The organism is Bacillota bacterium, from assembly GCA_040754315.1.
Lineage (GTDB): Bacteria > Bacillota > Sulfobacillia > DUSP01 > JBFMCS01 > JBFMCS01.
The window spans coordinates 38,382-63,966 of the sequence record JBFMCS010000062.1 but is presented as its reverse complement, the minus strand read 5'-3'; the positions used below and the strand labels follow the sequence as shown (position 1 = coordinate 63,966).

At 60.4% G+C, this 25,585-nt stretch carries 28 protein-coding genes and 1 pseudogene; 14 read left to right on the top strand and 15 right to left on the bottom strand.

Translation table 11 applies throughout. The features are described from left to right. The first annotated feature begins 6 nt into the window (after positions 1 to 6). Genes hutH through hutI form a run of 4 tightly spaced genes read left to right on the top strand, consistent with a single transcriptional unit; the run spans position 7 to position 5,348 of the window. Positions 7 to 1,554, top strand: coding sequence for a histidine ammonia-lyase (hutH, locus tag AB1576_14110; GenBank protein ID MEW6082859.1), 1,548 nt, complete (start codon positions 7 to 9; stop codon positions 1,552 to 1,554). Continuing rightward, complete coding sequence (hutU, locus tag AB1576_14105) at positions 1,551 to 3,194, top strand: urocanate hydratase (GenBank protein MEW6082858.1); 1,644 nt, start codon at positions 1,551 to 1,553, stop codon at positions 3,192 to 3,194. Before hutH ends, hutU begins: the two co-directional genes overlap by 4 nt. Before the next feature lie 11 nt (positions 3,195 to 3,205). Then, positions 3,206 to 4,126 (top strand): glutamate formimidoyltransferase, encoded by a 921-nt coding sequence (gene ftcD, locus AB1576_14100; GenBank protein ID MEW6082857.1) that lies wholly within the window; start codon positions 3,206 to 3,208, stop codon positions 4,124 to 4,126. Continuing rightward, positions 4,116 to 5,348: an imidazolonepropionase gene (hutI, locus tag AB1576_14095; protein MEW6082856.1), complete on the top strand. Its 1,233-nt coding sequence runs from the start codon at positions 4,116 to 4,118 to the stop codon at positions 5,346 to 5,348. The genes ftcD and hutI overlap by 11 nt, the downstream gene beginning before the upstream one ends. A gap of 9 nt (positions 5,349 to 5,357) precedes the next feature. Here the strand turns inward: hutI and AB1576_14090 are convergent, their stop codons facing one another. Next, positions 5,358 to 5,660 carry a TIGR04076 family protein gene (locus AB1576_14090; GenBank protein MEW6082855.1) on the bottom strand — a complete coding sequence of 101 codons (303 nt, stop codon included), beginning with the start codon at positions 5,658 to 5,660 and terminating at the stop codon, positions 5,358 to 5,360. 166 nt (positions 5,661 to 5,826) lie between these two features. Here AB1576_14090 and AB1576_14085 point away from each other — a divergent pair, with 166 nt between their 5' ends. Both AB1576_14085 and AB1576_14080 read left to right on the top strand, forming a co-directional pair. Beyond that, positions 5,827 to 6,033 (top strand): AbrB/MazE/SpoVT family DNA-binding domain-containing protein, encoded by a 207-nt coding sequence (locus tag AB1576_14085; GenBank protein ID MEW6082854.1) that lies wholly within the window; start codon positions 5,827 to 5,829, stop codon positions 6,031 to 6,033. Beyond that, positions 6,030 to 6,410, top strand: a complete 381-nt coding sequence (locus AB1576_14080) for a type II toxin-antitoxin system VapC family toxin (protein ID MEW6082853.1) — start codon at positions 6,030 to 6,032, stop codon at positions 6,408 to 6,410. The genes AB1576_14085 and AB1576_14080 overlap by 4 nt, the downstream gene beginning before the upstream one ends. 94 nt (positions 6,411 to 6,504) lie before the next feature. Here the strand turns inward: AB1576_14080 and AB1576_14075 are convergent. Together AB1576_14075 and AB1576_14070 are read right to left on the bottom strand one after the other, a co-directional pair. Continuing rightward, positions 6,505 to 6,663, bottom strand: a pseudogene (locus tag AB1576_14075) (IS1595 family transposase). Between the two features lie 156 nt (positions 6,664 to 6,819). After that, positions 6,820 to 7,524 (bottom strand): zinc dependent phospholipase C family protein, encoded by a 705-nt coding sequence (locus AB1576_14070; GenBank protein MEW6082852.1) that lies wholly within the window; start codon positions 7,522 to 7,524, stop codon positions 6,820 to 6,822. A gap of 336 nt (positions 7,525 to 7,860) precedes the next feature. Between AB1576_14070 and AB1576_14065 the strand changes: the two genes are divergently transcribed. From AB1576_14065 to AB1576_14035, 7 genes are all read left to right on the top strand, one after another. After that, a complete protein-coding gene (locus AB1576_14065) occupies positions 7,861 to 8,601 on the top strand; it encodes a hypothetical protein (GenBank protein ID MEW6082851.1) in 741 nt (246 codons plus the stop codon). Positions 8,602 to 8,892: 291 nt separating this feature from the next. Then, positions 8,893 to 9,411: a ferritin gene (locus AB1576_14060; GenBank protein ID MEW6082850.1), complete on the top strand. Its 519-nt coding sequence runs from the start codon at positions 8,893 to 8,895 to the stop codon at positions 9,409 to 9,411. 179 nt (positions 9,412 to 9,590) lie between these two features. Next, the gene (locus AB1576_14055) at positions 9,591 to 9,779 is read left to right on the top strand and encodes a hypothetical protein (GenBank protein ID MEW6082849.1); all 189 of its coding nucleotides are present in this window, start codon (positions 9,591 to 9,593) and stop codon (positions 9,777 to 9,779) included. A gap of 18 nt (positions 9,780 to 9,797) precedes the next feature. Beyond that, positions 9,798 to 10,829, top strand: a complete 1,032-nt coding sequence (locus AB1576_14050; protein ID MEW6082848.1) for a spore coat protein — start codon at positions 9,798 to 9,800, stop codon at positions 10,827 to 10,829. 174 nt (positions 10,830 to 11,003) lie between these two features. Next, positions 11,004 to 11,291, top strand: coding sequence for a MerR family transcriptional regulator (locus AB1576_14045; GenBank protein ID MEW6082847.1), 288 nt, complete (start codon positions 11,004 to 11,006; stop codon positions 11,289 to 11,291). Beyond that, positions 11,284 to 13,200, top strand: a complete 1,917-nt coding sequence (dnaK, locus tag AB1576_14040) for a molecular chaperone DnaK (protein MEW6082846.1) — start codon at positions 11,284 to 11,286, stop codon at positions 13,198 to 13,200. Before AB1576_14045 ends, dnaK begins: the two co-directional genes overlap by 8 nt. A gap of 22 nt (positions 13,201 to 13,222) precedes the next feature. Then, complete coding sequence (locus AB1576_14035) at positions 13,223 to 13,747, top strand: nucleotide exchange factor GrpE (GenBank protein MEW6082845.1); 525 nt, start codon at positions 13,223 to 13,225, stop codon at positions 13,745 to 13,747. 250 nt (positions 13,748 to 13,997) lie between these two features. Here AB1576_14035 and AB1576_14030 read toward each other — a convergent pair whose 3' ends face one another. Then, positions 13,998 to 14,537: a saccharopine dehydrogenase C-terminal domain-containing protein gene (locus AB1576_14030; GenBank protein MEW6082844.1), complete on the bottom strand. Its 540-nt coding sequence runs from the start codon at positions 14,535 to 14,537 to the stop codon at positions 13,998 to 14,000. Positions 14,538 to 14,855: 318 nt separating this feature from the next. Here AB1576_14030 and AB1576_14025 point away from each other — a divergent pair, with 318 nt between their 5' ends. Next, the gene (locus tag AB1576_14025; GenBank protein MEW6082843.1) at positions 14,856 to 15,059 is read left to right on the top strand and encodes a hypothetical protein; all 204 of its coding nucleotides are present in this window, start codon (positions 14,856 to 14,858) and stop codon (positions 15,057 to 15,059) included. A gap of 176 nt (positions 15,060 to 15,235) precedes the next feature. Here the strand turns inward: AB1576_14025 and AB1576_14020 are convergent, their stop codons facing one another. The 11 genes from AB1576_14020 to AB1576_13970 all read right to left on the bottom strand — a co-directional run bounded on the left by AB1576_14020 (position 15,236) and on the right by AB1576_13970 (position 25,568). Beyond that, complete coding sequence (locus AB1576_14020; GenBank protein MEW6082842.1) at positions 15,236 to 16,105, bottom strand: ABC transporter permease; 870 nt, start codon at positions 16,103 to 16,105, stop codon at positions 15,236 to 15,238. Then, positions 16,102 to 16,791 carry an ABC transporter ATP-binding protein gene (locus AB1576_14015; protein ID MEW6082841.1) on the bottom strand — a complete coding sequence of 230 codons (690 nt, stop codon included), beginning with the start codon at positions 16,789 to 16,791 and terminating at the stop codon, positions 16,102 to 16,104. Before AB1576_14015 ends, AB1576_14020 begins: the two co-directional genes overlap by 4 nt. A gap of 19 nt (positions 16,792 to 16,810) precedes the next feature. Next, on the bottom strand, positions 16,811 to 17,896 hold the full coding sequence (locus AB1576_14010) for a hypothetical protein (protein ID MEW6082840.1): 1,086 nt from the start codon (positions 17,894 to 17,896) through the stop codon (positions 16,811 to 16,813). A gap of 139 nt (positions 17,897 to 18,035) precedes the next feature. Then, positions 18,036 to 18,401: a DsrE family protein gene (locus AB1576_14005; GenBank protein ID MEW6082839.1), complete on the bottom strand. Its 366-nt coding sequence runs from the start codon at positions 18,399 to 18,401 to the stop codon at positions 18,036 to 18,038. 3 nt (positions 18,402 to 18,404) lie between these two features. Next, the gene (locus tag AB1576_14000) at positions 18,405 to 18,662 is read right to left on the bottom strand and encodes a sulfurtransferase TusA family protein (protein MEW6082838.1); all 258 of its coding nucleotides are present in this window, start codon (positions 18,660 to 18,662) and stop codon (positions 18,405 to 18,407) included. Between the two features lie 30 nt (positions 18,663 to 18,692). After that, on the bottom strand, positions 18,693 to 19,874 hold the full coding sequence (locus tag AB1576_13995) for an aminotransferase class V-fold PLP-dependent enzyme (protein MEW6082837.1): 1,182 nt from the start codon (positions 19,872 to 19,874) through the stop codon (positions 18,693 to 18,695). 258 nt (positions 19,875 to 20,132) lie between these two features. Next, positions 20,133 to 21,869: a M28 family peptidase gene (locus AB1576_13990; GenBank protein MEW6082836.1), complete on the bottom strand. Its 1,737-nt coding sequence runs from the start codon at positions 21,867 to 21,869 to the stop codon at positions 20,133 to 20,135. After that, positions 21,862 to 22,671 carry a polysaccharide deacetylase gene (locus tag AB1576_13985; protein ID MEW6082835.1) on the bottom strand — a complete coding sequence of 270 codons (810 nt, stop codon included), beginning with the start codon at positions 22,669 to 22,671 and terminating at the stop codon, positions 21,862 to 21,864. Before AB1576_13985 ends, AB1576_13990 begins: the two co-directional genes overlap by 8 nt. Then, positions 22,664 to 23,833 (bottom strand): M20 family metallopeptidase, encoded by a 1,170-nt coding sequence (locus AB1576_13980; protein ID MEW6082834.1) that lies wholly within the window; start codon positions 23,831 to 23,833, stop codon positions 22,664 to 22,666. The genes AB1576_13985 and AB1576_13980 overlap by 8 nt, the downstream gene beginning before the upstream one ends. 81 nt (positions 23,834 to 23,914) lie before the next feature. Further along, positions 23,915 to 24,106 carry a hypothetical protein gene (locus AB1576_13975; protein MEW6082833.1) on the bottom strand — a complete coding sequence of 64 codons (192 nt, stop codon included), beginning with the start codon at positions 24,104 to 24,106 and terminating at the stop codon, positions 23,915 to 23,917. Between the two features lie 37 nt (positions 24,107 to 24,143). After that, complete coding sequence (locus tag AB1576_13970; protein ID MEW6082832.1) at positions 24,144 to 25,568, bottom strand: sodium:solute symporter family protein; 1,425 nt, start codon at positions 25,566 to 25,568, stop codon at positions 24,144 to 24,146. Positions 25,569 to 25,585: the final 17 nt, after the last annotated feature.

The following is a 25,585-nucleotide window of genomic DNA, read 5'->3' as shown; positions in this document are numbered from 1 at the left end:
AGCAGGATGGGAGATGAGAACGCCGTAAGGGTCACCGGCGAGGGGCTCACCGTGGAGGATATGGCCCGGGTGGCTGCCGGGGCCGGGGTATGCCTTGATGAAAGGGCCCGGGAGCGGATGGAGGCCAGCCGCCAAGTGGTAATCAGGGCTGTGGAGGAGGGGCGCCCGGTATACGGGGTCACAACTGGCTTTGGCCGGCTGGCCCAGGTCAGCGTTTCCCGGAGTGACCTCGCGAGGCTCCAGGAGAACCTTTTAGCCAGCCACGCCGTGGGGGTGGGAGACCCTCTTCCCCCCGAGGTGGTGCGCGGGGCAATGCTCCTCAGGGCGAACACCCTGGCCAAGGGCCACTCCGGGGCGCGCGCCGTGGTGGTGGACCTCCTCCTCGGCATGCTCAACCGGGACGTGGTACCCATCGTGCCATCCAAGGGCTCCCTGGGGGCCAGCGGCGACCTTGCCCCCCTGGCCCATCTCTCCCTGGTGCTCACGGGGAAGGGAGAGGCATGGTACGAGGGCCGCAGGATGCCCGGGGGGGAGGCCCTGGCCAGTGCTGGTCTAGAGCCCCTGGCCCTGGAACCCAAGGAGGGACTCGCCCTCATCAACGGCACCCAGGTCATGACTGCCCTGGGAGCCCTCCTTTGCGACCGGGCCAGGCGCCTTTCGTTGCTGGCGGATATCACTGGGGCCATGAGCCTGGAGGCCCTCAGGGGTATCCCGTCCGCCTTCGACCCAAGGTTACACCGGCTTCGTCCCCACCCCGGCCAGATGGCCACAGCCAGGAACCTCCTCGGGCTGCTGGAGGGCAGCCAGCTCACCACCAGGAGCGGGGAGGTTAGGGTGCAGGACCCCTACTCCCTCCGCTGCATCCCCCAGGTCCACGGCGCCTCAAAGGATGCCCTGGCCTACGCCAGGAGGGTGGTGGAGGTGGAGATGAACTCAGTCACCGATAACCCCCTGGTGTTCCCGGGGGAGGAGGAAGTGATCTCGGGGGGCAACTTCCACGGGCAGCCTGTGGCCCTGGCCATGGACTTCCTTGGGATCGCCCTGGCGGAGCTAGGCAGCATTTCAGAAAGAAGGGTCGAGCAAATGCTCAATCCCGCCCTCAGCGGTCTCCCGGCCTTCCTGGCTCCGGAGAGCGGGCTTAACTCCGGTTTCATGATAGCCCAGTACACCGCGGCCGCACTGGTCTCGGAGAACAAGGTGCTGGCAGGTCCGGCCAGCATCGACTCCATCCCCACATCGGCGAACCAGGAGGACCACGTGAGCATGGGTACAATAGCTGCGAGGAAGGCCTGGGAGATCGCGGGTAACCTGGAGGCTGTTCTTGCCATCGAGGGCCTGGCAGCCTGCCAGGCCATGGACATGCGCCGACCCCTGGCGCCGGGCGCCGGCACCCGGGAGTCCAGGAGGGTGTTGAGGGAAGGGGTACCCTTCATGGAGAGGGACCGGGAACTCCACAGGGACATTGAGACGGTGAGGGTGATGATGGCCAGTGGTTCACTCTTTGCCGCGGTGGAGGCCGCGGTGGATCTGGAATGTGGGGGGGATGAAGAGTGAAGCGGGGGATAAAGGCCCCTACGGGCACCACCCTCAGCTGCAAGGGGTGGCCCCAGGAGGCTGCGATGAGGATGCTCATGAACAACCTGGACCCCGACGTGGCGGAGAGGCCCGAGGAACTCATCGTCTACGGGGGCACCGGGAGGGCTGCCAGGAGCTGGGAGGCCTACGACGCCATCATCCGGGCACTAAAGGATCTTGAGGGGGACGAGACCCTTCTTGTCCAGTCCGGAAAGCCTGTGGGGGTTTTTCGCACCCACTCCATGGCCCCGCGGGTGCTAATCTCCAATGCCATGCTGGTACCGGCCTGGGCCACCTGGGAAAGCTTCAGGGAACTGGAGAGAAAGGGTCTCACCATGTACGGGCAGATGACCGCCGGCAGCTGGATATACATAGGCACCCAGGGTATCATCCAGGGCACCTACGAGACCCTGGCGGAGGTCTCCCGCCAGCACCTGGGCGGCTCCCTGAGAGGCAGGCTCGTTCTCACAGCCGGGCTGGGTGGCATGGGCGGGGCGCAGCCCCTGGCCGTGACACTGAATGAGGGGGTGGCCCTGGTTGTGGAGGTAGACCCCGCCAGGATACAGCGGCGGGTACGGATGGGCTACTGTGACAGGTGGACCAGGGATATGGATGAGGCCCTAGCCTGTGTGGAAAAGGCCCGGGATAGGAAGGAGCCCCTCTCCGTGGCGCTCCTTGGCAACGCCGCCGAAACCCACCCCGAGCTGGTAAAAAGGGGTGTGATCCCAGATGTGGTCACCGACCAGACCTCGGCGCATGACCCGCTTAACGGCTATGTTCCCGGAGGGATGAGCCTGGAGGACGCGGGTGTCTTGAGGAGGGATAACCCCCGGGAATACCTCAAGCGCTCCGGAGAGTCCATCGCCCGTCATGTCAGGGCGATCCTCGCCATGAAGGAAAAAGGCGCCATCGCCTTTGACTACGGCAACAACCTAAGGCAGGAGGCCCTGAACGCTGGGTTGAAGGAGGCCTTCGACTACCCGGGGTTCGTACCCGCCTACATCAGGCCACTCTTCTGCGAAGGAAAGGGCCCTTTCCGGTGGGCTGCCCTCTCCGGCGACCCCGAGGACATCCTCAAGACCGACAGGGCGCTCCTGGAGCTCTTTCCCCGGGATCCTTCCCTGGGACGCTGGCTTAGGGAGGCTGCCCAGAGGATCCCCTTCCAGGGGCTACCCGCCAGGATATGCTGGCTGGGATATGGGGAGAGGGCAAAGGCAGGGCTCCTCTTTAACGAAATGGTCAGGAGGGGAGACCTCAAGGCGCCGGTGGTAATAGGCAGGGACCACCTGGACAGCGGGTCGGTGGCCTCCCCCAACCGGGAGACCGAAGCCATGCTTGACGGGAGCGACGCCATAGCCGACTGGCCCATCCTGAACGCCCTGGTGAATACTGCCGCGGGGGCTACCTGGGTGTCGGTCCACCACGGTGGGGGGGTGGGCATCGGCTACTCCATCCACGCGGGCATGGTGGTGGTGGCGGACGGCACCCCCGAGGCCAGTGAGAGACTCCAGCGGGTGCTCACCGTGGACCCTGGCACCGGCGTGGCTCGCCATGCAGACGCTGGATACGAGAGGGCCTGGGAGGTAGCCCGGCAAAGAGGCATCAAAATACCGAGGTGAGGGGAAAAGCCATGCGACTCGTGGAGTGTGTCCCCAACTTCAGCGAGGGAAGGGACAAGAGAATCATAGAACAGATCGCCCGGTCCCTCCGGGTGCCCGGGGCAACCCTACTGGACTACTCGTGGGATGAGGACCACAACCGCTCGGTCATGACGGTGGTGGGCGAGGCCGAGGCCGTGGCTGAAGCGGCCTTCCAGGGGGTCAGGACCGCCGTATCCCTCATTGACATGGAGGGTCACCGGGGTGACCATCCCCGGATGGGCGCCGCGGATGTGGTCCCCTTCGTTCCCGTCAGGGGTGTCACCATGGAGGACTGCGTCGGCCTGGCCAAGAGTGTGGGCCAGCGCATAGCCCAGGAGCTGGAGGTGCCTGTGTACCTCTACGGGGAGGCGGCCTCCACTCCGGAGCGGAGGAGCCTGGGCCATGTGAGACGCGGGCAGTATGAGGGGCTCAAGGAGGGGATCCACCTGCCAGAGAGGTGCCCTGATTACGGCCCCACCCGCATGCACCCCTCCGCCGGCGCCACGGCTGTGGGGGCAAGGATGCCCTTGGTTGCCTTCAACATCAACCTGGCCTCAGCCGACCTGGACCTGGCCAAGCGGATATCCCGGCACATAAGGACCTCCTCCGGAGGGCTTCCCCACATCATGGCAACAGCGGTTGCCCTGAGACAACGCGGTGAGGTCCAGGTGTCGATGAACCTCACGGATCCCTCGGTGACGTCCCTTCATAGGGCTTACCAGGCTGTGAGGGAGGAAGCGGAGGCCGCTGGCGTAGCCCTTTCCGGCAGCGAGATCATAGGCCTGGTGCCCCTGGAAGTGCTCCTGGAGTCCTTGAGGCACTTCCTCCAGGCCGGGGACCTTAGCGCCGCCCAGGTCATGGAGGCGCGGCTCCTGGAGGAACTCATGGAGGTGATCCCCGGTGAAGGTTGAGGCCGACCTTGTCCTGTCGGCAGGACAGCTGGTGACCATGGCCCATGGCCCCGCGGGCCCGGTCCTGGAGGAGGGTGCCGTTGCGTGCCTTGAGGGTCGCGTGGTAATGGTGGGATCCCGGGAGGAGGTAGAGGGCTCCACCAGGCTGGTGGGAGGGGCGCTTCGCATTGAAAGGCCCCATTCCGTGGCCACACCCGGCCTCATCGACTGTCACAGCCACCCGGTGTTCGGGGGATGGCGGGCCGAGGAGTTCGAGATGCGCCTCGGGGGTGCTGACTACATGGAGGTCCTCAAGGCTGGCGGCGGGATACTCAACACTGTAAGGGCGACCAGGGCTGCCTCCCCAGAGGAACTCTTCACTCTTGGCAGGGAACGCCTGGACGCCATGCTCAAGTGTGGCACCACCACTTTAGAGGCCAAGTCCGGTTACGGGCTGGACACGGAGAACGAGGTGAAGTGCCTCCGGGTCACCGGGAGGCTCGGTTCCTCCCACCCTGTTGAGGTGCTGCCCACCTTCCTTGGGGCCCATGCCGTCCCCCCGGAGTTCCAGGGAGACCCCGATGGCTACGTGGATCTGGTGTGCCAGGAGATGATACCCAGGGTGGCCCAGGAGAACCTGGCAGTGTACGTGGACGTCTTCTGCGAGGTTGGAGCCTTCAGCCCGGAGCAGAGCCGCCGGGTGCTGGAGTGTGGGATGGAACACGGGATGAAGCCGAGGCTCCACGCGGACGAATTCAGGCCCTCCGGCGGGGCTGAGCTGGCGGCCATGGTAGGGGCGCTCTCCGCGGATCACCTGGTCGCCGCCAGCCGTGAGGGGCTAAGGGCCATGGCCCGGTCAGGGACCGTGGCGGTGCTGCTCCCGGGCACCCCCTTCTTCACCCAGCATGAACCCCCCAACGCCGGGAGGTTCAGGGATGCCGGGGTCCCCATGGCCCTGGCCACAGACTTCAACCCGGGCAGCTGCACGCTGCTATCGCTGCCGCTCACCATGAGCCTGGCCTGCCTCACAGCGGGTATGAGCCCCTGGGAGGCGCTGCAGGGGTGCACCTGCCAGGCTGCCAAGGCCCTGGGGGTCCAGGACCGGCTGGGAACCCTGGAACCCGGCAAGCAGGCAGACATCACCCTCTTTGACGCTCCCAGTTTCCCTCACATACCGTACAGGCTCGGTCACAACCTGGTGGAACTCGTGATCAAGAGGGGACGCATAGTCTTGGGCGGCTAAGGTCCTAATCTAGGCGTCTATGCGCCGGAGCTCGAAGGTGACGCTGCTTTCCCGGTCGGGGCACTGGGTCATGATCTTGTCCTGGTTGCCCCAGTTGGACGGGTCCATTCCGAACCTCAAGGCGCATACCAGCGGGTACATGGCCGTCAGGGCGGTGCAGCAGGCTATGGTGGTTTCCTCGAGGTCAAGGATGGGGCCATTGAAGACCATGCGGTCACCCTCCTTGACCCTGTTGCAGTTGGATTCCACGGCAAGAGCCTCAATGCGGGGGTCTTTCGCCATTATCTTCACCTCCGGTGAACTCTTCGTCACCCCGGCTCCCTCTCCTTCCCAAGCGAGCACAAAGGGGGCTCGCCTCTTCATGAGGAATCCACTGGAGGCTACGCACACATGGAACCAAACGCCGGTTGACCAGCCTGGCAGCGGGATGTTATCATGTAGCCGTAATACACTGACTCTATCGATAGGAGGGCGAGTCATGGATACGGTAACGGTGTCTACCAAGTACCAGGTGGTGATACCACGGCGGGTGCGCAACATGCTGGGCATTAGGCCAGGGCAAAAAATCCAGGTCATTGCATATAATAATCGAATTGAGCTGGTCCCGGTAAGACCCGTACGGGAATCCCGAGGGTTTCTTGATGGTATTGATACCACCGTAGAACGGGAGCCGGACCGGCTATGAACGTTGTTGATTCGTCTGGCTGGCTGGAGTACTTTGCCGGCGGGTCAAACGCTGGTTTCTTCCAGGAGCCAATTGAAGACACAAAGCAGTTGTTCGTACCGTCGATAAGCCTTTACGAGGTCTTCAAGCGTGTTCTGCAGCAGCGGAGTGAAGGTGAAGCGTTGCAGGCTGTTGCTGTCATGCTCCAGGGGAAGGTCGTTGAATTGGACACCAGGCTGGCCTTGAGTGCCGCCGCGCTATCAGTCGACCTGGGATTGCCTATGGCCGACAGTATCATCCTGGCGACAGCACGGACCCACGGTGCCATCCTGTGGACCCAGGATGTTGACTTCAAAGACCTGGACGGTGTCCGGTACATTCAGCGGCGATCTGACTAGGTGGGAGCATGGCAAACCCTAGTGCGCGAAAAACCCCATAGGTAAACTGTCTGTGAGGGTACAGCTCCGGGACTTGCTTAAATGAAGATGACTATCAAGTTGGGTCAGCATAGGTGACAATTTGGCCGGTTATGCAGGCTGAGAGTAGACGGTCAAAGAGTTCTGGTTGCCACCACCTTCGGTTGAATCGGTAAAAATATTCATACAGGTAGGATTGCAGGCGCTTCTTCATGGGCCCGTGATATGTGGATATGAAAGCGCTACAGACCCCACCCGGAGGGAAGGCTTTCCTGAACAAGATTGATAGTCATCTAAATGAATGTGCTTATGGAACATAGCTGAACTACACTACCCCATGCGGGTATCTTGAGGACATTGAACACCTGCCCCCTCTTGCTGGCTCATCCCTTCACGTACCTTCAGCCACCGCCAGGAACCTTCCCACAAGTCCCGCGGTGGTGGCCTGGGCCCGGGGGAGCAGGATGCCCGTGGCCGAGGAGTAGTCCTCAAGGTTTGAGCTGTCGGTCACCAGGGGGAACATCTCCCACGCCACCCCCGCGTTGGCCACGGCCCACTCCTCAGGCCTGTTCCCCAGGTCATATATCCCGCCCTGGGGCAGAACATAAACATCCTTGTTCGCCGCGGCCCACCTCTCGAACCTCCTGTGGCCGTGAAGTACGGTGGCCCTGGCGTGATGGGGCTCGCAGAGGTCCTGTACCAGGTGGACCACCGCCCCAAGCCAGAAGAAGGCCCGCCCTTGGTGCCCGGAGCGCCAGGCGGACAGCGCCTCATCCCAGAAGCCGCCGATCACATCCACTGCGCTGGGCCAGCGCCAGAGGCCCCGCCCGGTCTTCAGGTTAAAGTGGTGGGTGGTGTTCCTGTAGTGATGGTCTGCGCAGTAGGTCCCAGTGTTCCACAGGTCAAAGTACTTCTCGGCAAGACCGGCCCACCTGGTGTGCCCGTCGGCCCGGAGGATATTAATGGCCTGGCTGTTGATGAAGCTATGAGTGGAATGCACAGGGGTTATCCAGCGCTGGAAGGGCAAGGCCATGCACAGCGCCACCTTGCACAGGGTGAGGCTGGTGGTGTCCGCCACCTGGCGGAGTGAGGTCAAGGGCTCCCCTCCTCATTCTTGCCGGTCCGGCTGCTATGGGGTTCTAGTGGCCCTCGTCCAGCATATCAGATAAATCGACAAACCGGGGCAAAATGGGGACCAGTTTTACATAACAATCCGGTAACAAAGCAATCTCCTGAGGTGGGACGCCGGGTTCCACAGCAGGCACCCCCCCACGATTCTTGGAGACTTCCTGTATAGGCTGGAAATGAAAAAGGAATCGCCGCCAAGTCGCTGAATGAACAGAAGGGCTAAGGGTCAAGGAAGGAAAAAGAAGGGGCCATTCTAAAGAGCGGTGCTGTGAAGGTGAGCCGGGCCCCTGGCGCCGGGAGGCTCATGAGATCCGAAGCTGATCATGTGGGGCGCTCGGGACCTAGCCACGTGGTCTTCATGCTCCGCGCCGGGTACCGCCTTGGGGTGACCAGGAGACGCCGCGCAAGGCAACAGGCCAAGACGGGGATGCACATCCCCACGGTAGTGGTCCTAAGTCCCACCGTGCGGTGTAGCTACAACTGCCTTGGCTGTTACTCCCGGGGGCGCTCCACCCAGGATGAACTGTCCACCCTGGAACTGGATTCCCCGTTATCTGAAGCGGAGGACCTGAGTGTCCTGGCCGTATTGGTGACAAGGCGGGGAGCCCTTCACCCGTCCTGGCCTGGTGGGCCTCGTACGAAGCCACCGGCGCCCCCTCTTAGTCATCACCAACGGTTCGCTTGTATTGGGGGGGATGCCCGCCAGCTCCCGAGGAGCGGCAACACCATTTCCCTGGTAAGCATTGAGGGCCAAGAGGACAACACTGACGGGCGTCGCGGGCCCGGTGCCCACGAGGCGGCTTTCCTGGCCATGGGGCGCCTTGCAGACGCCGGAGCCCCCTTCGGTTTTGCCGCCACTACCACCGCCCAGAACAGCGAGGAGCTGGGCCGGGAGGGGTTCGTCGATGAGATGATCCGCAAGGGGTGCTCCCTGGGATTCTCTAGCGAGTACGTTCCCTGTGACCCCTGCCCCAACCCCGGGTGGGTGCTGGAGGAGGACGCAAGGGAACGCTTCCGCAAGCGGGTGCTGGATCTCAGGAGCTAAAAACCCATAGTCTTAGTGCAGTTTCCCCACGATGAGTACGGTGAAGGCAACCGCTGTACCGCGGGGGAGGCTTCGCTCCACCTGCTTCCTCTTTACACCTGGATGAGATCGAGGACCTCGCCCGTGCCGTTGAACTTGGCGGCAACGGTTTAACGACGCGCCCTTGGGGTGAGGGTGGGGGTACCCGGGAAGACCCCACCGGAGAAGGAGGAAACGCCAGTTCGGGGAATACCAAAGATGACCGTGACACTTCTTCTCCGGTCACAGACCACTTGAAGGAAGGGATGGCAAGTGCTGAAGGATAGACTCCAGGATGCTCTCAACGGCCAGGTAAACGCCGAGCTCTACTCCGCCTACCTCTACCTCTCCATGTCGGCCTACCTGCACTCCACGAACCTGGAAGGCTTTGCTCACTGGATGAGGGTGCAGGCCCAGGAGGAACTCATGCACGCCATGAGGTTCTATGATTTCGTTGTGGCCCGCGGAGGCAGGGTTAACCTCAAGCCCATCGCTGGCCCTCCTGCCACGTGGACCTCGCCCCTGGCGGTGTTCGAGGGGGTTATAGAGCATGAGCGCAAGGTTACCGGGCTCATCAACGACCTGGTGGACATGGCCCTAGACGAGCGGGATCACGCCACCTACAGCTTCCTGCAGTGGTTCGTGGACGAGCAGGTCGAGGAGGAATCTACCGCGGAACATCTCCTTGAAAAGATCAAGCTCGTGGGCCAAGACGGCAGTTCTGTCTACCTCCTCGATAAGGAACTGGGCCAGAGGGTCTTCACGCCAGCCCCAAGCGGGACCCCCCGGTAGCCCGCTTCTTGAACACTAAGAACCGAGGCCCGGGCGATACCGGAACACCCGGGCCTTGCGTTGCCCCGCCCGCGAAAATCCCGCCTGGATTCCTCATCTCATGAATACCCTGCATTCCCTGTGGCATCCTATATCTCGGTACAACGTCCAGAAGAAGCCACGAGGAGGTGTAAGCCTGGATGCCAAACCTCAGCCAGACTGAGGCATGGTTCCTCGACGAGTGCATACGAGGGGAGAAGCTCTTACTGCAGAAGGTGTCATCCTGCGTATCGCAGGTGAGGGACCCTCAGTTGAGGCAGATGTGCCAGGAGGTTCACGATTCCCATAGAAGGCACTTCGACATGTTGACCGGGCAGGTAGGATGTTAGCGGAAAGGGGGAATGTTGATGTCCATGATAGGGCCGGGCATCCCTGGGTTAGGGGATCGCGAAATCGCTGAAGACCTGTTGACCTCCGAAAAGTACTTCTCGGATCTTTACAACAAGGCAACGCTGGAGGCCTCTAACCCGCAGGTCCGCAACGTCTTCAAGCAGATCCATGGGGATGTCCAGGAGCATGCCAAGAAGGTGTTCGACTATCTAAGTTCCAAGGGTTGGTACCGGGTTACTGGGGTTGATCCTCAGATGCTCAACAGGCTGAGCAACACTGCGTCGGAGGCAAGTCAAGCCATCAGCGGTGCTCCCGGAGGGGGGCGCCAGAGTCCCACCGCCCAGGGCAACCCGGGTGGCTACTACTCCCAGGTGGGTCAAGACAGCATTTACCAAGCCGGTGGGCCTGCCGCGGGACAGACGGGAGGATATCGAATGAACCCCTATGTACAGCAAGGCATCTACCAAGACCCCTACTCACAGGCTCAGGGCGCCATTTACCAGGACGCCATGTCTGCGGGGAGCATCGGGGGAGGCTACGGTGGCCAGCAGGGGATCTACCAGAGCCCCTACTACACCATGGGCCAGATCCCCAGCTGGACCAGGACTGAGACCTTCGGGCCTCCGGGCACGAGGTACGGCGTAGGGGCTGGCGGTTACGGGTTCCAGCCAAGTCCCCTGCAGCAGCAGGGCATCTACCAGGGCGGGTATGGCATGGGATATGGAGGGTACGCCACAGGGCTTCCCGACTGGGCCAGGACTGAGACCTTCGGGCCTCCGGGCACCCGCTATGGAGTGGGAGCCGGCGGCTACGGTTACCAGCCGGCGCACCCAAGTCCCATGCAGCAGCAGGGCATCTACCAGGGCGGGTATGGCATGGGATATGGAGGGTACGCCACAGGGCTTCCCGACTGGGCCAGGACTGAGACCTTCGGGCCTCCGGGCACCCGCTATGGAGTGGGAGCCGGCGGCTACGGGCAAGGCGTGGGCTTCAGGGCAAGTCCCTATGCCCAGGGTCACATGGCCTACTCGGGACAGGGTGTTTACTAGGCACCTCTCAGAGCCCGAAAGACGCAACTCAGGAGCGGGTGGGAAACCACCCGCTTTCCAATTGCCCTGGCAACCTCCCCTAGATTATCTCATTCAGCCATATTAACATTATTGACAGAACCACGCAGGCTTTCTATAATTCTCTTAGGGACCGGAACGAGGAGTGAAGCGGGAATGGAGGGTATACAGGGACCAGATGAGCCCGTTTACACTATAGGGGTAGCCGCAAGATTGCTGGGGGTGAGCCCTCACATGCTTAGACTCCTTGAGCGCAAGGGCCTTGTGGAGCCCTTGAGGACCCGGAAGAGGGCAAGGCTTTACTCCCAGAACGACCTTAAGATCCTTGGGAGGATATGCCGCCTGATGAAGGTGAACGGGGTTAACGTGGCTGGAGTCAAGGCCATACTCCACATGGAAGCGGTAATGGCAAAAGAAGAAGGGAAGGTGAAGAGCAGTGAGTAAGGTTGTGGGAATAGACCTTGGTACCACGAACTCCGTGATAGCTGTGATGGAAGCGGGCAAGCCCACGGTGATTATCAACTCCGAGGGTTCCCGGCTTACCCCCTCAGTGGTGGCCTTCACGAAGGCCGGGGAACGGCTGGTAGGCCTCTTGGCCAAGCGGCAGGGTGTCCTGAACCCGGAGAATACAGTGTCCTCCATCAAGCGTTTCATGGGCCGGCGGCACGACGAGGTCACCGAGGAGATGAAGATCGTCCCCTACAAGGTGGATCCCGGCCCCAACCAGGGAGTTCGTGTGAATATACCCAGCACGGGGAAGGACTATACCCCGGAAGAGATTTCTGCCATGATCCTCAGGAAGATGAAGGAGGACGCCGAGAAGTACCTGGGAGGGCCAGTCACCAAGGCAGTCATAACGGTACCCGCCTACTTCAACGACGCCCAGAGGCAGGCAACGAAGGACGCGGGCCGCATTGCCGGCCTGGAGGTCCTGCGTATCATCAACGAGCCTACGGCGGCATCCCTGGCCTACGGCCTGGACAAGAAGGCAAGTGAGACCATCCTCGTGTGGGACCTGGGGGGTGGCACCTTCGACGTCTCAATACTGGATGTGGGTGACGGCGTATTCCAGGTGAAGTCCACCAACGGTGACACTCACCTTGGCGGCGACGACTACGATCATGCCCTCCTTGAGTATGTGGCCGGCGAGTTCAAGAAGGACCAGGGGATCGACCTCACCAAGGACCGCCAGGCCCTCCAGCGGCTCCTGGAGGCGGCGGAGAAGGCCAAGACGGAACTGTCTACGGTGTTCGAGACCACTATTAGCCTACCCTTCATCACCGCGGACCAGTCCGGGCCCAAGCACCTTGAGATGAAGATCACCCGGGCCAAGTTCGAGGAGATCACGGCCCACCTCACGGAAAGGACAGTAGGGCCCTTCCGCAAGGCGCTGGCGGACGCCAAGTTGAAGCCCGAGGACCTGGATGAGGTGATCCTGGTGGGCGGCGCTACCCGGATGCCGGTGATCCAGGAGCTGATAAGGAAGCTCACTGGCAAGGAGCCACACCGGGGAGTCAACCCTGACGAAGTGGTGGCCGTGGGGGCAGCCATCCAGGCAGGCGTTCTGGCAGGAGACGTCAAGGATGTTGTGTTGCTGGACGTTACCCCCCTCTCCCTCGGCATCGAAACCCTTGGGGGCGTCACTACTCACCTCATCGAGAGGAACACCACAATACCCACGGAGAAGAGCCAGGTATTCACAACGGCTGCGGATAACCAGACAATGGTGGAGATCCACGTGCTCCAGGGTGAATTCGGCGAGGCCAGGAGGAACAGGACCCTGGGCCGCTTCCACCTGGTGGGGATCCCGCCTGCCCCCAGGGGTATACCCCAGATCGAGGTGAAGTTCGACATCGACGCCAACGGCATCCTGAAGGTCACTGCCAAGGATAAAGCCACGGGCAAGGAGCAGAAGATCACCATCACCGCCTCGACCCAGCTCAACAGGGAACAGGTGGAGTCCATGGTGAAGGAAGCAAGCATCCACGCGGAGGAGGACAAGGCCTTTAAGGAAGCGGCGGAGGTCAGGAACGCTGCTGACAGCCTGGTCTACAGCACGGAAAAGACCCTGAAGGAACAGGGTGACAAGGTGTCACCGGAAACCAAGACCAAGGTTGAGGGGCTCGTGCAGGACCTCAAGTCGGCCCTGGAGGGCAAGGATGCAAACCTCGTTAAGACCAAGACCGAAGAACTGAAGGCAGCAACGTACCAGCTGGCGGAGGAACTCTACAAGGCCACGGACCAGCCCCAGGCAGGGCCTGAGACAGGGCCTGCCGGCGGCGAAGAGCGCAAGCAGGAGTCCGGCGACAACGTGATCGATGCCGAGTTCAAGGAGGAGGACGAGGATAAGTAGTTCCCAAGGCAGGTGACATGAATTGGACGAGAACCAGGACAAGATGAAGTGCGACACCAAAGATGCCCAGGAGCCTGGGGAAGGCAAGGGTGACCGGAACGAGTTCGAGGAACTAAGGCTCAAGGCTGAGGAGAACTGGCAGCTCTTCCTAAAGGCCCGGGCGGAGATGGAGAACTACCGGCGTCGCTCAGAACGAGACCTGGGGCGCATGATCCTTCGGGGCAAAAGGGACCTCCTCCTGAAGATCCTGGGCGTTGTTGACAACCTGGAGAGAGCCATCGGCCAAGAGGAAACCGGCGGGGTGTCCTTCTTGGAGGGGGTCAAGATGATCCACCGGCAGATGCAGGAGCTGCTCATAGCCGAGGGAGTGTGCGCCTTCGAGTGCGAAGGAAAGGGGTTCGACCCCGCGGTTCACGAGTGCGTTGTAGTCCTCGACAGTAGCGGGGTAGACGAGGAGACTGTGTGCGAGGAACTGGAGAAGGGCTACACCTTCCACGACGAGGTCCTCAGGCCGGCAAAGGTCAAGGTGGCAAGGCCGGCCAAGTAGGGGAAAAGAAGGGGTATCGAGGCTGGGGCACGCGGGGTGCGTGCCCCGGTTCCCGCCTTGCCCGGAGCGCATGCTCCGGGCTCTCTGCCGGTCCCCCCCACCGTGCCTTTGCCAGAAGCCCAACCCACAACCCCACCCGTTTGGCTCGGGCTCCGCTTCCCCGCTACCCCTGGCATGCGTTACTCTCCTCTCTTTGCCAGACTGCTTTCCCTGGTGTAAACAGGCAGTCCCATTTCAGGGAGCCGCTGGATTATAGGCTGGGCGTCAAACTGCTCTGGGCAGAAGACACCATGGCCCTGGATGCACCCTCGGCGATCATCTCGGCGATCACCACGGGGGGTATGCCCGTCTGGTATGCGGTGGCGTTTACCCCGAGGCGCTGGTAGGCCTCATCATGGCTGCTCATAGTGTACACGTAGTACTCCTTTTCCACCCCGGCCTTGGCACCACGGATGACCGGGCCTACGCAGGACCACCCCTTTATCTTCCCACCCAGGTCGATGAACCTGGGAAGAAGGGCCGTCACCACGTCCCTGGGCACCACCTCGACCCCCTTCACGCTCACCGGATCAGGCCTGTCCAGCCCCAGGAGATTTAGTACCTTGAGAACCTCCACCAGATGGTCATCCAGGGCGTACTTGAAATCGCAGTAACGCAAGCCCTTCTTGATGTTCCTGGGGAGCGTCTCCACCTCTTCATGGGCAACGCTGTATACCCTTGAATTGACGCAGCAAAGCCAGCCCGCTGCCGGTGGGCCAGCCGTATCTGGAGGAATGTTCCCGTCTCCCACCACCCTGGTCCTCACGTATTCCCGCAAGGCTCGCGGTGCGGACCGGTCCTCTGGCGGCAATTACAAGCAAGAAGTGTGCCGTTGTGTAGAGAGTCACCACCACAGGGCCAGAGTGTTTTCCCGTGCGCCCCTTATCACATCGATAATAGACGCAGGCTCCGCAAGTGGCTCACGCGCTGGAGAAATCCCGGTGCATGCGGCAGTTTTGCTGACTCACCCTGGCGCATGGGTATGGTTCTCAGCCGTGCTACCCGTCTCAAGAATGCGACTGAGGCGGCCATTGGGAAGGGGGCATTCTCACGGCTGCGATGCGGCGGCATGTGGCCCAGACCCACCCTTGGGCTCTATGGGCCTGCTCCGGACCACTATGAGTGCCTTCTTGGTATCCTGTCTGGCGAGGGGTGCGTTCGCATTGGCCAGAAGCCAGCGGGGGACACCGGTGAAGGAGAGGTGATCACCGTCGAGCCCCCTGGTGAGAGCGATCTTGACCGTGACGAGATAGAAACGCTGGAGAGGGTCTAGGAAGAGGTCGGAAAGTACACCGCGAAGCGCCTCTCCAGCAGGTCACACCAGGAAAGGGCCTGGATCGAATTAAACGGTGGAGATCCCATTCCCTACTCCTACGCTGTTTACATGAGTGACTGAGACATCAGGCCAAGCCGCCCGGCGCTGTAGATGCAGGTAGGCCGGGCGCCCTGTCACGGGGACTTCAGGGAGATCACGCTCCCCAGAAGGCCTGAGACCAGTCCCAGGCATAACAGGAGAGGGCCGAGCCTCCAGAAGATCCCTGTCCATTCCAAGAGCGGCAGGAAGGGCAGGGAACTCCCAACGAGACCATAGGCGCCGGGCCACAGTATGGCCACAGCTGCCAGGGACAACAACCCGCCTAGGGCCCCTATGGCTACCCCTTCCAAGAGGAAGGGGGCTGCGAGGAACCACTCCGAGGCCCCCATGAGCCTGAGGGTCTCCATATCCTGCCTGCGGGCAGCGATGCCCAGGCGCACCATGTGCGACACCAGGGCAAGGACGGCCGTAACCACTGCCAGGGAGGCGACGGTCCCGATCCACCGGACCGCCCGGGTTAACCTGGCCAGGGGTTGCAGTATCTCTTCGTTATCCCTTACCGCATCCACCCCCCTGAGGTTCCGGGCGAAGGCGGCAATCTCCCGCGCCCTCTCGGGAAGAACGCTCACCTCCACGGAGGGAGGAAACGGGTTATAGCCCTCCAGAATCCCAGCCATGTCAATGCCGGACCCCAGCATGGCCTGGATCCGGGAGAGAGATTCCTCTCCGGTGACCACCCGCGTGCCATGGACACCGGGACCTTCGGCCAGGATGCCCGCCAGGGCGAGGGCGTCCTCCTCCGCGGTGCCCTCGTAGAGGTAAACCACTATCTGGGACTCTGCCCCGGCAACCTCCAGGAGATGCTCCAGGTTCCACCAGGCCCCCAGGAAGAAGCTGAGGGTCAGGAGGGCCAGGGTCACGCAGGCCACCGATACGAGGTTGGCCACCGCATGGAGCCTGAGGGCCCTGAGGGTTTCCCCAGTGAAGTAGCCCAGGTGCCTCACCTGGCCATCCCCCCTTCAAAATGCCCTGCAGCATCTTGAACAACCCTTCCTTCCGCCAGGGTAATCACCCGGTGACCCGGCCTCTCCAGCATGCGGGAGGCATGGGTGGCCACCAGGACGGTAGCCCCGCGGTCTCGCGCCGCCATGAGCAGTGCCAGCACCCGGTCGGAGGAGGCGTCGTCCAGGTTGCCGGTGGGCTCGTCCGCCAGGACTATCTCCGGCTCTCGGGCCAGTGCCCTGGCTATCACTACCCTCTGCTGTTCCCCCCAGGAGAGGAGGTCCACGTAGGTGCCGGCCTTGGAGGCCATGCCGAGGAACTCCAGGTACTCCCCAGCCCTCTGCCGCATCTGGCGGCCGGTGACACCAAGCACCCTGAGGCCCATCTCCACGTTCTCCCGGGCGGTTCTGCCCTTGATCAGGCGGAAGTCCTGGAATACCACACCCATCTTCCTCCTGAGGTTCCTTAGAGTGCGGGCATCCGCGCCCTTCATGTCAAGGCTGCCCAGTCGAAGGGAGCCTGATGAGGGCTGTTCAACCCCCATCAGCAGCCGGAGGAGGGTGGTCTTCCCGGCCCCGCTGGGCCCCCTGATGAATAGCATCTCACCTGTGTTCACAGTAAGGTCAAGACCCGTCAGGGCCGCGCTGCCGTTGGGATATACCTTGGAGAGGCCTCTAGCCTCTATCACCCCCAAAACCCCCTTCCGTTCATCTTGAGCCGCCCAGGCTGACTGTCATCTCTATGAAGTCCTGGTCCATGCTGATGCTCTGGGGTACCATGCCCTGGAGGGAAGGCCCCAGGTCCAGGGAGAGGCTAGACACTGGCTCGAGCACAGGGTCGCTGCGGATAGTAAGGCCTGAGAATTCCACCTGGGATACGCTGAAGGCTAAAAGCCCCTGGGGGGTCACGGAGAGGCTCCCGTGGAGCGTGAGGTCCAGGGAGGGGACCTTGAGCCGCGCTCCCCCGGGCTCGAACTCGAAGGCCGCGTCCTTGAGGCCCGCTTCCTCTGCCAGGACCGCATTGAGCCCGGACTCCGGTATCTTCACCCTCACGCTGAAGAGGGAGGGCGTGATGGTGACCCCCTCGGGCATGATCCCCTTCTCCATGAGAGCCGAGAGTCGTTCGGGGAGCCTCAGCAGGTAGGGCTTGGCCTGGCTGTTCCAGGCGCCCTGAAGGCGATCCATCTCAGTGAACACTGAGGGCGCACGGGGGCCCAGGGAGGCTGCAAGGCCCTCCTTACCCCTCTCGTATTCCTGGCCTGCCGTGGCCAGTGCGCTCCTTTCCTCCTCCAGGACACTAAGGCGATCCCGGGCCGCATCCAGGTCCTCCCGGGTGGAGGCAAAGGACCTTTTCTCTTCCTGGACCTCCGCCAGGACCCTGAGGGCCCCCTTGGCCGCGGATGACACCAGGTTCACCCTGACCAGGAAGTCCCTGAGTGAGGATGCTCCAAGGAGGACCTCCAGGTAGGAGGTGGGGCCCATCCGGTGCAGCCAGCGCAGGGCGGTGCCCGTCTTGGCGCGGGCCTCACGGTACCTGGCCTCTGTCTCCTCCAGCAACTCTTCCAGCCTGTGAATGTCCTCCTGGACAACCCCTATCTCCACATCCAGTTCATCCATGCGTGCCCTGGACCGCTCCATCTTCAGAAGCAGGAGGAACAGGTTGGAGAGGGCATCACGCTCCGCGGGCTCCAGGGACAGGATGGGGGAGGGAGAGGCGAAACCGGCCCATGAGAAGAGGGCGTACGCAAGGGACAGGATTACCAGGAACAGGCACCTCTGTCGCCAGCGGCTCAAGGCAGAACCCCTTTCTAGGGATGGCGGTCTTGGCCAGTAGAGGATGGATTCGACAGCGAGGGGCAGTCACCCTGCCGGGGGCTTCTAAAGGAGAGGGCCGGGAGGTCTCGCCTCCCCGGGCCCCCCGGGCATCCTTGTTCTAGAAGGTTAGTATGGCGTCGGCCTCCAGCGCCAGGTCATTCAAGGTGGCCGCCCCGGCGATGATGGCCTCCTCCATGATGTCCTCAGGCTTCACGCTGCCGCCGAACAACTGCATGCTCTGCTGGCAGGCCACGATCCTCACCCCCTTGGCGGCGGTGTCCTTGAGCACCTCCGCAACAGTGGGAAAGGCCCCAACCCTGATCCTCTCAGCCTCGCCCTTCACCAGGAGCTTAAGGCCAAGGCCCAAGAAGTAGATGGTAGGCTCAATGTCCATGGCCAGTGCCGTCTGGGCCAGGATGAGAGGGGAATAGAGTCTCTCGGGGGTTTCCGGCCCGCTAGTCTGCACGTAGAGGATCTTCTTCACCGCTCACTCCTCCTTGTTCTCGCCCTTTCTTATCAAGAAGTGTATCTCACTCCCGTCCTTCCACATGTTCACCACGGTGTGGCCTGCCCTCTTGGCCCAGCGGGGAATGTCCTCCTCCGCCGCAGGGTCATCAGCGATGATCTCTAGGATCTCCCCGGGAAACATGCGGTCCATCTCCTCCCGTGATCTCATCACCGGCACGGGGCAGTACAGCCCGGCACAGTCCAGCACCTGGCTATATTTCTCCTTATCCCCGGGCACTTGACCCCCTCCTTCTGACTGCCTGGCGTTCTAGTTTTTTCCATGTTCCTTAAGGTAGTTGTGGTAAAGGGGCGACATCTGCCTCAGGAGGTTGGCCACCCGGGCCAGCTCCTCTACGACGTAGGGGATGTCCTCCCTGGTGTTATCCTGCCCCAAAGTGAAGAGCAAAGAGCCCTGGGCGAGTTCGGGGGCCAGGCCCACGGCGCCCAGCACGTGAGAGGACTTCAGTGCCTGGGAGGTACAGGAGGAACCGCTGGATACCCTGATGCCTGCCATGTCCAGGTGGAGAAGGAGGGCCTCTCCCTCCACGAACTCCACGGATACGTGGAGGTTGTCAGGGAGGCGTCTCTCGGGGTGCCCGTTCAGGTGAAGGTGGGGGATCCGGGAAAAGAGGCCATCCCTGAGCTCGTCCCTGAGACCGGAAAGGCACCTTGCCCTTTCCCCCATTGTCTCGGCCGCCAGGCGAGCGGCCTTGCCCAGGCCCACGATGGCAGGGACGTTCTCCGTACCCGCCCGGATGCCCCTCTCCTGGATTCCCCCCTCTAGGAGGGGAAGGAGGCGGGTCCTGCGGCGCACATAGAGGGCGCCGCTGCCCTTTGGGCCCCGTAGCTGGTCCCCCGCCAGTGTCAGGAGGTCGAACCCCACCCCGGCGTCCAGCGGCACCCGGCCTGCGGCGGCACAGGCATCTGTATGAAACAGGATCCCTCTCTCCCGGGTCACCGCCGCCAGGTCCTCCAGGGGCTCCACTGTGCCGATCTCCGGGTTGGCGGCCATTACGGACACCAGGATGGTCCCGGGCGTGATGGCCGAGGCCAGGTCGCCCGGGTTCACAAGGCCATAGCGGTCCACCGGGAGCAGGGTTACCCGGAAACCCTCCTTCTCCAGGGTCTTGAGGGGGTTTAGCACTGAGAAGTGCTCTATGGATGAGGCGATGATGTGGTTTCCCTGGGGCCCCCTAGCGGCGGCGATCCCCTTGATGGCCATGTTGTTGGCCTCGGAGGCGCAGGATGTGAACACGACTTCCTCAGGGGTCGCCCCGATGAGCGCGGCCACGTTCTCCCTGGCCTCGGAGATTGCCCTTCTGGGTCCCGCTCCCAGGCTGTGCCCGCTGGAGGGGTTTCCGAAGTGCTCGAGGAAGAAGGGCTTCATTGCCTCCCACACTGCAGGGTGTAGAGGGGTTGCGGCACCGTGGTCCATGTTGACTCTCTTCACAGGGGTTCGCCCCTTCCTAGGGTAAACAGTTGTACATTCCTAATCTTATAATAATCATTCTATATATACAATGCAGACCTGGCAGGTACGCACAATTTATCCTCATAGCCAACCTCCTGGGAGTAACAGGCGGCGTACAAGTCCAATGTCCGGGTCGAGTTGCCTGGGCACTAAGATACTGAAGTGCCGGGTAGGAAGATTCAAGATGGCCCCCCCGCATCACCCGGAAGGGCCAGATCCAATGTCTTGCCGGAGTCTCTAAGCGCCCTTTGAGGATCCCAGGGCTGACTGTACCAGTTCCGATGCCTTATCCAGGCAATAGAGTAAGCGATTGACCTTCCTCACGGCGGCCACTTGGTACAGCAGGTATCCGTCAGAACCCGGTTCATTAGTCAGCATGGCCCTCACTGCGTCTAGCATTGGCACTGGGCCTCTTGGCAGAGCGTCATCATGTTCAAAGGGGTCCCCGCTTGTCACGGTGCATGGGACCAGTAGCTTCCCCAACTCCATTAGACAGGGATTCAGGTAGGTACTGTTGTTCTCCGGGTGTTCTAACTCTATGAGAAGGCCTAGCAGTTTCTCTGCTAGGATTTCCACTGCATTGAATGGCTCAAAGTGTTGGCCATCCAAATTCCTAATCTGCGCAAGCAACCATCGAATTAGGGATGAATACCTAAGGGGGATTACCAAATCCATGCAGAAACGCATTACTACGCCTAGGTATATGGAGGTGTCTCTAACCAGATTGTTGCTGTCGATCTTGTCTATTAGGTCCTCTGTCGTGTGCCACCACCAACCCAGTCCACCTCCACGATAACCGCCTTGCGGTCCCATCAAGAGGGAAAAGCCCTTGCTGGCTGCACTTTCATCTAATGGCTGTTCGGAAACGTTAATAAACAGGGAAGGAATCCCGAGTCCCCAGAATGACTGGTCCCCAGCTCGTCCGATCAGTTTGAAGCGAAGATCCGCACCAGTGATAGCACCAATTACTTCCCTGGCGACATCATAGGTTTGGGGCATGACTGGTGCTTCATCGGTGATACTGGCCCCGGCTCCTCCCGTAGAATCAACATTGACATGGACCACACAGTTCTTGTGGAGGTCGAGCCAGTTATTGTCGGCATACCACGTAGAGCCCGCATATCGACCATGCGAGTGGCCAGACCAGAAGGCCAGGCGCAAGTTCCGTCTCATCAGACCTTTCCGGCCAGATAGGATTCTGGCTACTTCCAGCATAGTTGCGTTGGCGGCCGCATTGTCCATGGCTCCAAAATGCCACGAATCAATGTGGCCAGACAGCAAGGCGTATTGGGAACCTCCCGAAGTGCATTGGATATCCGCAGTCATTAGCGGTATGTCTCGCCATTCAGTGTCCACCATGGTTGATAGCCGCACTGTAAGTGGGTTATGAGTCTTCACGATTTCTCTGATCCTGGCTCCCACTTGTGAGGTAACAGAGACGACAGGAAAGGAGGGGAGATCCTCCATTCTATCAGGGGAAGGGCTACCCCAAACCGTAGAGACTATCATTTCGTGAGTGTGCTCGTCATTTATGTATATCTGGCCGATAGCGCCGAGCGTCTTGGCATGATGGACTTTCACCGGCATGGCTATGCCTTCCTGAAGCACAATCTTCCCTTCCAGATTCACCACAGGGCCTGCCGGGGGCTCACCTGCGGTGTCCAGGTAGAACAGCTCACCTTCCAGGCCTTGGCACGATCCGGAGAAAGAATGAGTGATGCAGGGAATCGTTAACTGGAGCGCTGGAAAACAGATGGCCGCGGACCCCGGCAAGCTGATAAGCGCCTTGTGGAAACGAAGCACCGGCTGGAGGCCCATTGACTTCAATTCCGACTGTACGTAGTGGAATGCCCTGATCTCTTCGCTGCTTCCTGACAACCTGACTTCGCTGGATACTCTCCTCGTATGTTCCATGAGTTCCTCGGCTGAAATCTCTTCCAATGCGTCAAGAATGTCTTGGTTGAGGCTAAACATTCTTCCACCTCGCGAATTGGAGTTCTTCTTCCAAACAACCTACGGCTACTTCCCAAGCCGTACGGAAGCATCCTCCCTGCTCCTGGATGTACGTCAGGAGTTCATGTAGCATGTCGAGGCGGCTGGGCCTTCCTATGAGCTGGGGATGCATGGTAAGAACCAGCGGGAGGCCACGCTTGTGGAGGCTGTCAAACTCCTTGCGCCAGATATCGCGCACAGAGTCAGGGGAAGCGATCTGGCGGCCTGGAAGGTTCAAGCCGTACAGGAAGAAGGGAGCGTCATCACAAACCCAGCTCACGGGGATCTCAACGAGATTCCCACCTGAAGGCAAGTGATGACAATATGGCTTGATTGAATCCATGAAGTTGCTGGAGTAAAGGAAGCCTTGCTCGATGAGGAATCCCATGGTACTTGTACTTAACTCCCACGCCGGTGCCCTGTAGCCAGAGGGAGACACAGCCAGGATATCCTGAAGCGCCTTTAGTCCCCTGAAGAACACCGCGCGCTCCTGCTCGGGAGACAGGGTATGGGGCCATTCGTGCATGTAGCCGTGGAAAGCTATCTCGTGGCCCTTTTCCATGACGCTCTTGACGGTCGTTGTGTGTTTTTCTGCAATCCATCCTGGTACGAAGAATGTGGCCTTAATCTCGTGAGAATTGAGTAGGTCAAGAATGAGAGGGACTCCGACCTTGGGCCCGAAGGCGCCCTGGGATAGTGTAACAGGGCGGTGGGCGTTTTCCGGGTCCCGGGCCAGCCACAGCGTCTCTCCGTCCAAGTCAAAGGTTAGGACGACTTCACTCAATCTCTTCCCCTCCAAGAAGTTGCCTTACGATATCAGCATAGATGTCCACAGACTTCACGACCTTGTCAAACAAGACCTTCTCACCGACCACGTGGCTCTCCTCAGGCTCACCTGGCCCAAAAAGTATTGAGGGTATGCCAGCCATATGATACAGATGAGAACAGTCAGTTGCGCCTCCCTTACACCTGACCTCCGGTTTCTGACCCAGAATCCTCTCACACGAGCCACATGCAACCGCTAGTAGGGGATGGCAAGGATCCAGATAGTATGGCTCCCATGCTGTCTTGACGTAACAGTGAGCCTTGGCTCTATTCCCAACCGTATTGCGGACCGCCTCCCGGATCGTGTCCGTGGCCCTGGCCACGTTTTCCCCGGGAAGCAGCCGGCGATCCAGGGTCATTGTGCAAGTCTGTGGTACAACATTGTCTGCTATCCCTGCAGATATGCGGGTTACTGTCAGGCTGGGAGTGGGTACCTCGAATTCACTATTCCTAACATCAAATCTGTCACGTGACAGAACCTCTATCAACTCTGCAGCTATGGTAATGGGGTTCTGGCCAACATGAGATCGACCTGCGTGACAGGCGACTCCTTCGATCACCAGTTCCATCCATATGACTCCCCTATTGCCGTGCTCGACGTTGAGCCCGGTTGGCTCTCCTACCACTGCCCACTCAACGTTCTCGAACACGCCTGATTCTATCAGGAACCGAGTACCGCACGAGCTACCTGTCTCCTCATCTGCAACGGCAGTGTACAGGATATTGCCAGAGAGGTTCATTCCTGAGCGAGCCATCAGTATCATGGAGTATGCCATGGCAATGGCCCCTGATTTCATGTCTGAAGCGCCCCGGGCCACCACCCAGTTATCCAACACAGCCGGCTCGAAGGGGTCACACGTCCATCCCTCACCAGGGGGGACGACGTCGATATGCCCGTTGAGGGCCACGGTTGATCCCCTCTTAGAATTAACCAATCTAGCTACCACATTGGCCTTTCCCGGTTCCTTCTCCAGTAGTTCCGAGGTTATTCCTTCTCGTCGGAATGCTTGATGGATTATCTCCGCGACTTCCCTGGTATATGCTGGAGGGTTCACGCTGGGAGCTCTTAATACCTCCAAGAACAACTCAAGCAATTCATCCTTGCTACCGCACCTATCCATCAGCAACAGGGCAGCACCTCTTTCTTCCATTCACAGGGGGGAGGGGAGAGTGAACCCTCTCCCCTGTGCTGGAACTAGTGTCTATGTATCCTCCCTGCTTTGTTCAAGGTACTGCCATGTGCCCACGGCAAGTATCCCGAACATGTAAACAACGGCAAGAAATGCTGTAGGCACCCTTGCACTAAACAAGAAGATGGTCATCATTATGGCGCCGAATAGTCCTATGGCCATGAAGCCTATCAGCCACAGTGGAAACAAATCTCCGCCCTTCATCTTCTTTTCACTCCTTTTTCGGAGGCTTTGTGGCACATTAGCTGGATATGGTCTTCCGGGGCGGCATGAAGAGCCTGACCTGCTCATCCTCGGGCGGAGCAGTTGCCAGGGAAACCACTATGAGGGCTATCCACCCCAAGAGCATGGTGGGAATTACTGGACTCAATCCGAATGGTTCGTTGTAGTAGGAGTATATGAGTGTTACCAAGCCCACCGCCAGGCTTGCGACTCCCCCGGCCGGCGTTGCCCTCCTCCACAGGAAGGCGGCAAGGAAGGCTGGGCTTACAACCCCCGCCATGATACTGTAGGCGATCCTCAGGCCCGCCAACACTCCTGGTAACGCAAACGCCAAGACAAGTCCGTAGATGGCCCATACGACGACGAATACCCGAGAGAGAAAGACTAGTCTTTGTTCGCTGGCCTTGGGGTTGATGAGCCGCTTGTAAATGTCGTTAATGATCAGTGTGGAGCATATATTCAGTGCCGAGTCGGCCGTAGACATCACTGTGGCGACCACAGCCACCATCAAGGGTACGCCCACTATCGCGGGGAGAAGGTAACGGGCCAACCAGAGCAGTGTATATTCCGGGTTTGGAATATCGGGGAAGAGCACCCGGGCCATGAGAGCAGCGATGGGGATTAAAGTGTAGAAGAAGATGGGCATGAACAGCGCCGCGTACGCCGCTTTTCTGGCCGACCGGTCACTTTCACAGGCAAGAAGCCTCTGGTGGGTAGTGGGGTCACAGACTGCAAGTCCAAACAGCATTAAAAAGAAACCTATTGCGGTTAGGAAGCCCACGCCAAAAGGGTTGAAAAGATTACTGTCGACCGCGGTGATGGCTGCAGTAGCCGCTGCGACTCCTCCGATCTTGGAGAGAGCGACCGGCACCATCAAGGTAATACCCACAATCATTACCATTGCCTGTATGAAGTCTGTCCAGACCACGGCATACAAGCCGCCTGCCACAGTATAAATCAGCACAATTCCGAAGCCCAGAATGAAACCCCATGGTACGGGCGGAATGCCCAGTGCCACATCCAAGATCCAGCCGATGGCGATAATTTGGTAGCCTATGTATGTTGACCATGTGCCAAGGACTCCCACCAGCCCAAGATACCTAGCGGCTGGTCCGTACCGTGCCTCGAGAATGTCTGGTACGGTTATGAGTTTGGTGCGGTTAACTCGTGGGGCTAGAGTAATCACGATGAAGTAGCCAAGGCTTGCACCCATCAACCACATGAAAGGTGTTGTCATGCCGGACCGGAACGCCAGGGATGGTAGCCCTGATACAGTACCAGCACCGTACCAACTAGCGGAAATCGTTGCTACTATCAGCCAAGGCTTTACCCGGCGACCCATCAAGGCAAAATCTTCGAAGGTCTTCACGAACTTTGTACAGATAAACCCGATAACCAGCAATGCTACCAGGTAGACTCCGATGCCGATTGAGTATGCGTCCAAGATGTCACCCCCTGTTA

Excerpts from the sequence above, each read along its gene's own strand:
- AB1576_14085 (MEW6082854.1), top strand. The coding sequence starts at position 5,827 with ATGGATACGGTAACGGTGTCTACCAAGTACCAGGTGGTGATACCACGG.
- AB1576_14025 (MEW6082843.1), top strand. The coding sequence starts at position 14,856 with ATGTGGCCCAGACCCACCCTTGGGCTCTATGGGCCTGCTCCGGACCAC.
- ftcD (MEW6082857.1), top strand. The coding sequence starts at position 3,206 with ATGCGACTCGTGGAGTGTGTCCCCAACTTCAGCGAGGGAAGGGACAAG.
- AB1576_13990 (MEW6082836.1), bottom strand. The coding sequence starts at position 21,869 with ATGTTTAGCCTCAACCAAGACATTCTTGACGCATTGGAAGAGATTTCA.
- AB1576_14055 (MEW6082849.1), top strand. The coding sequence starts at position 9,591 with ATGCCAAACCTCAGCCAGACTGAGGCATGGTTCCTCGACGAGTGCATA.
- hutH (MEW6082859.1), top strand. The coding sequence starts at position 7 with ATGGGAGATGAGAACGCCGTAAGGGTCACCGGCGAGGGGCTCACCGTG.
- AB1576_14050 (MEW6082848.1), top strand. The coding sequence starts at position 9,798 with ATGTCCATGATAGGGCCGGGCATCCCTGGGTTAGGGGATCGCGAAATC.
- AB1576_13975 (MEW6082833.1), bottom strand. The coding sequence starts at position 24,106 with ATGAAGGGCGGAGATTTGTTTCCACTGTGGCTGATAGGCTTCATGGCC.
- AB1576_14065 (MEW6082851.1), top strand. The coding sequence starts at position 7,861 with ATGAGATCCGAAGCTGATCATGTGGGGCGCTCGGGACCTAGCCACGTG.
- AB1576_14045 (MEW6082847.1), top strand. The coding sequence starts at position 11,004 with ATGGAGGGTATACAGGGACCAGATGAGCCCGTTTACACTATAGGGGTA.
- AB1576_13980 (MEW6082834.1), bottom strand. The coding sequence starts at position 23,833 with ATGGATAGGTGCGGTAGCAAGGATGAATTGCTTGAGTTGTTCTTGGAG.
- AB1576_14080 (MEW6082853.1), top strand. The coding sequence starts at position 6,030 with ATGAACGTTGTTGATTCGTCTGGCTGGCTGGAGTACTTTGCCGGCGGG.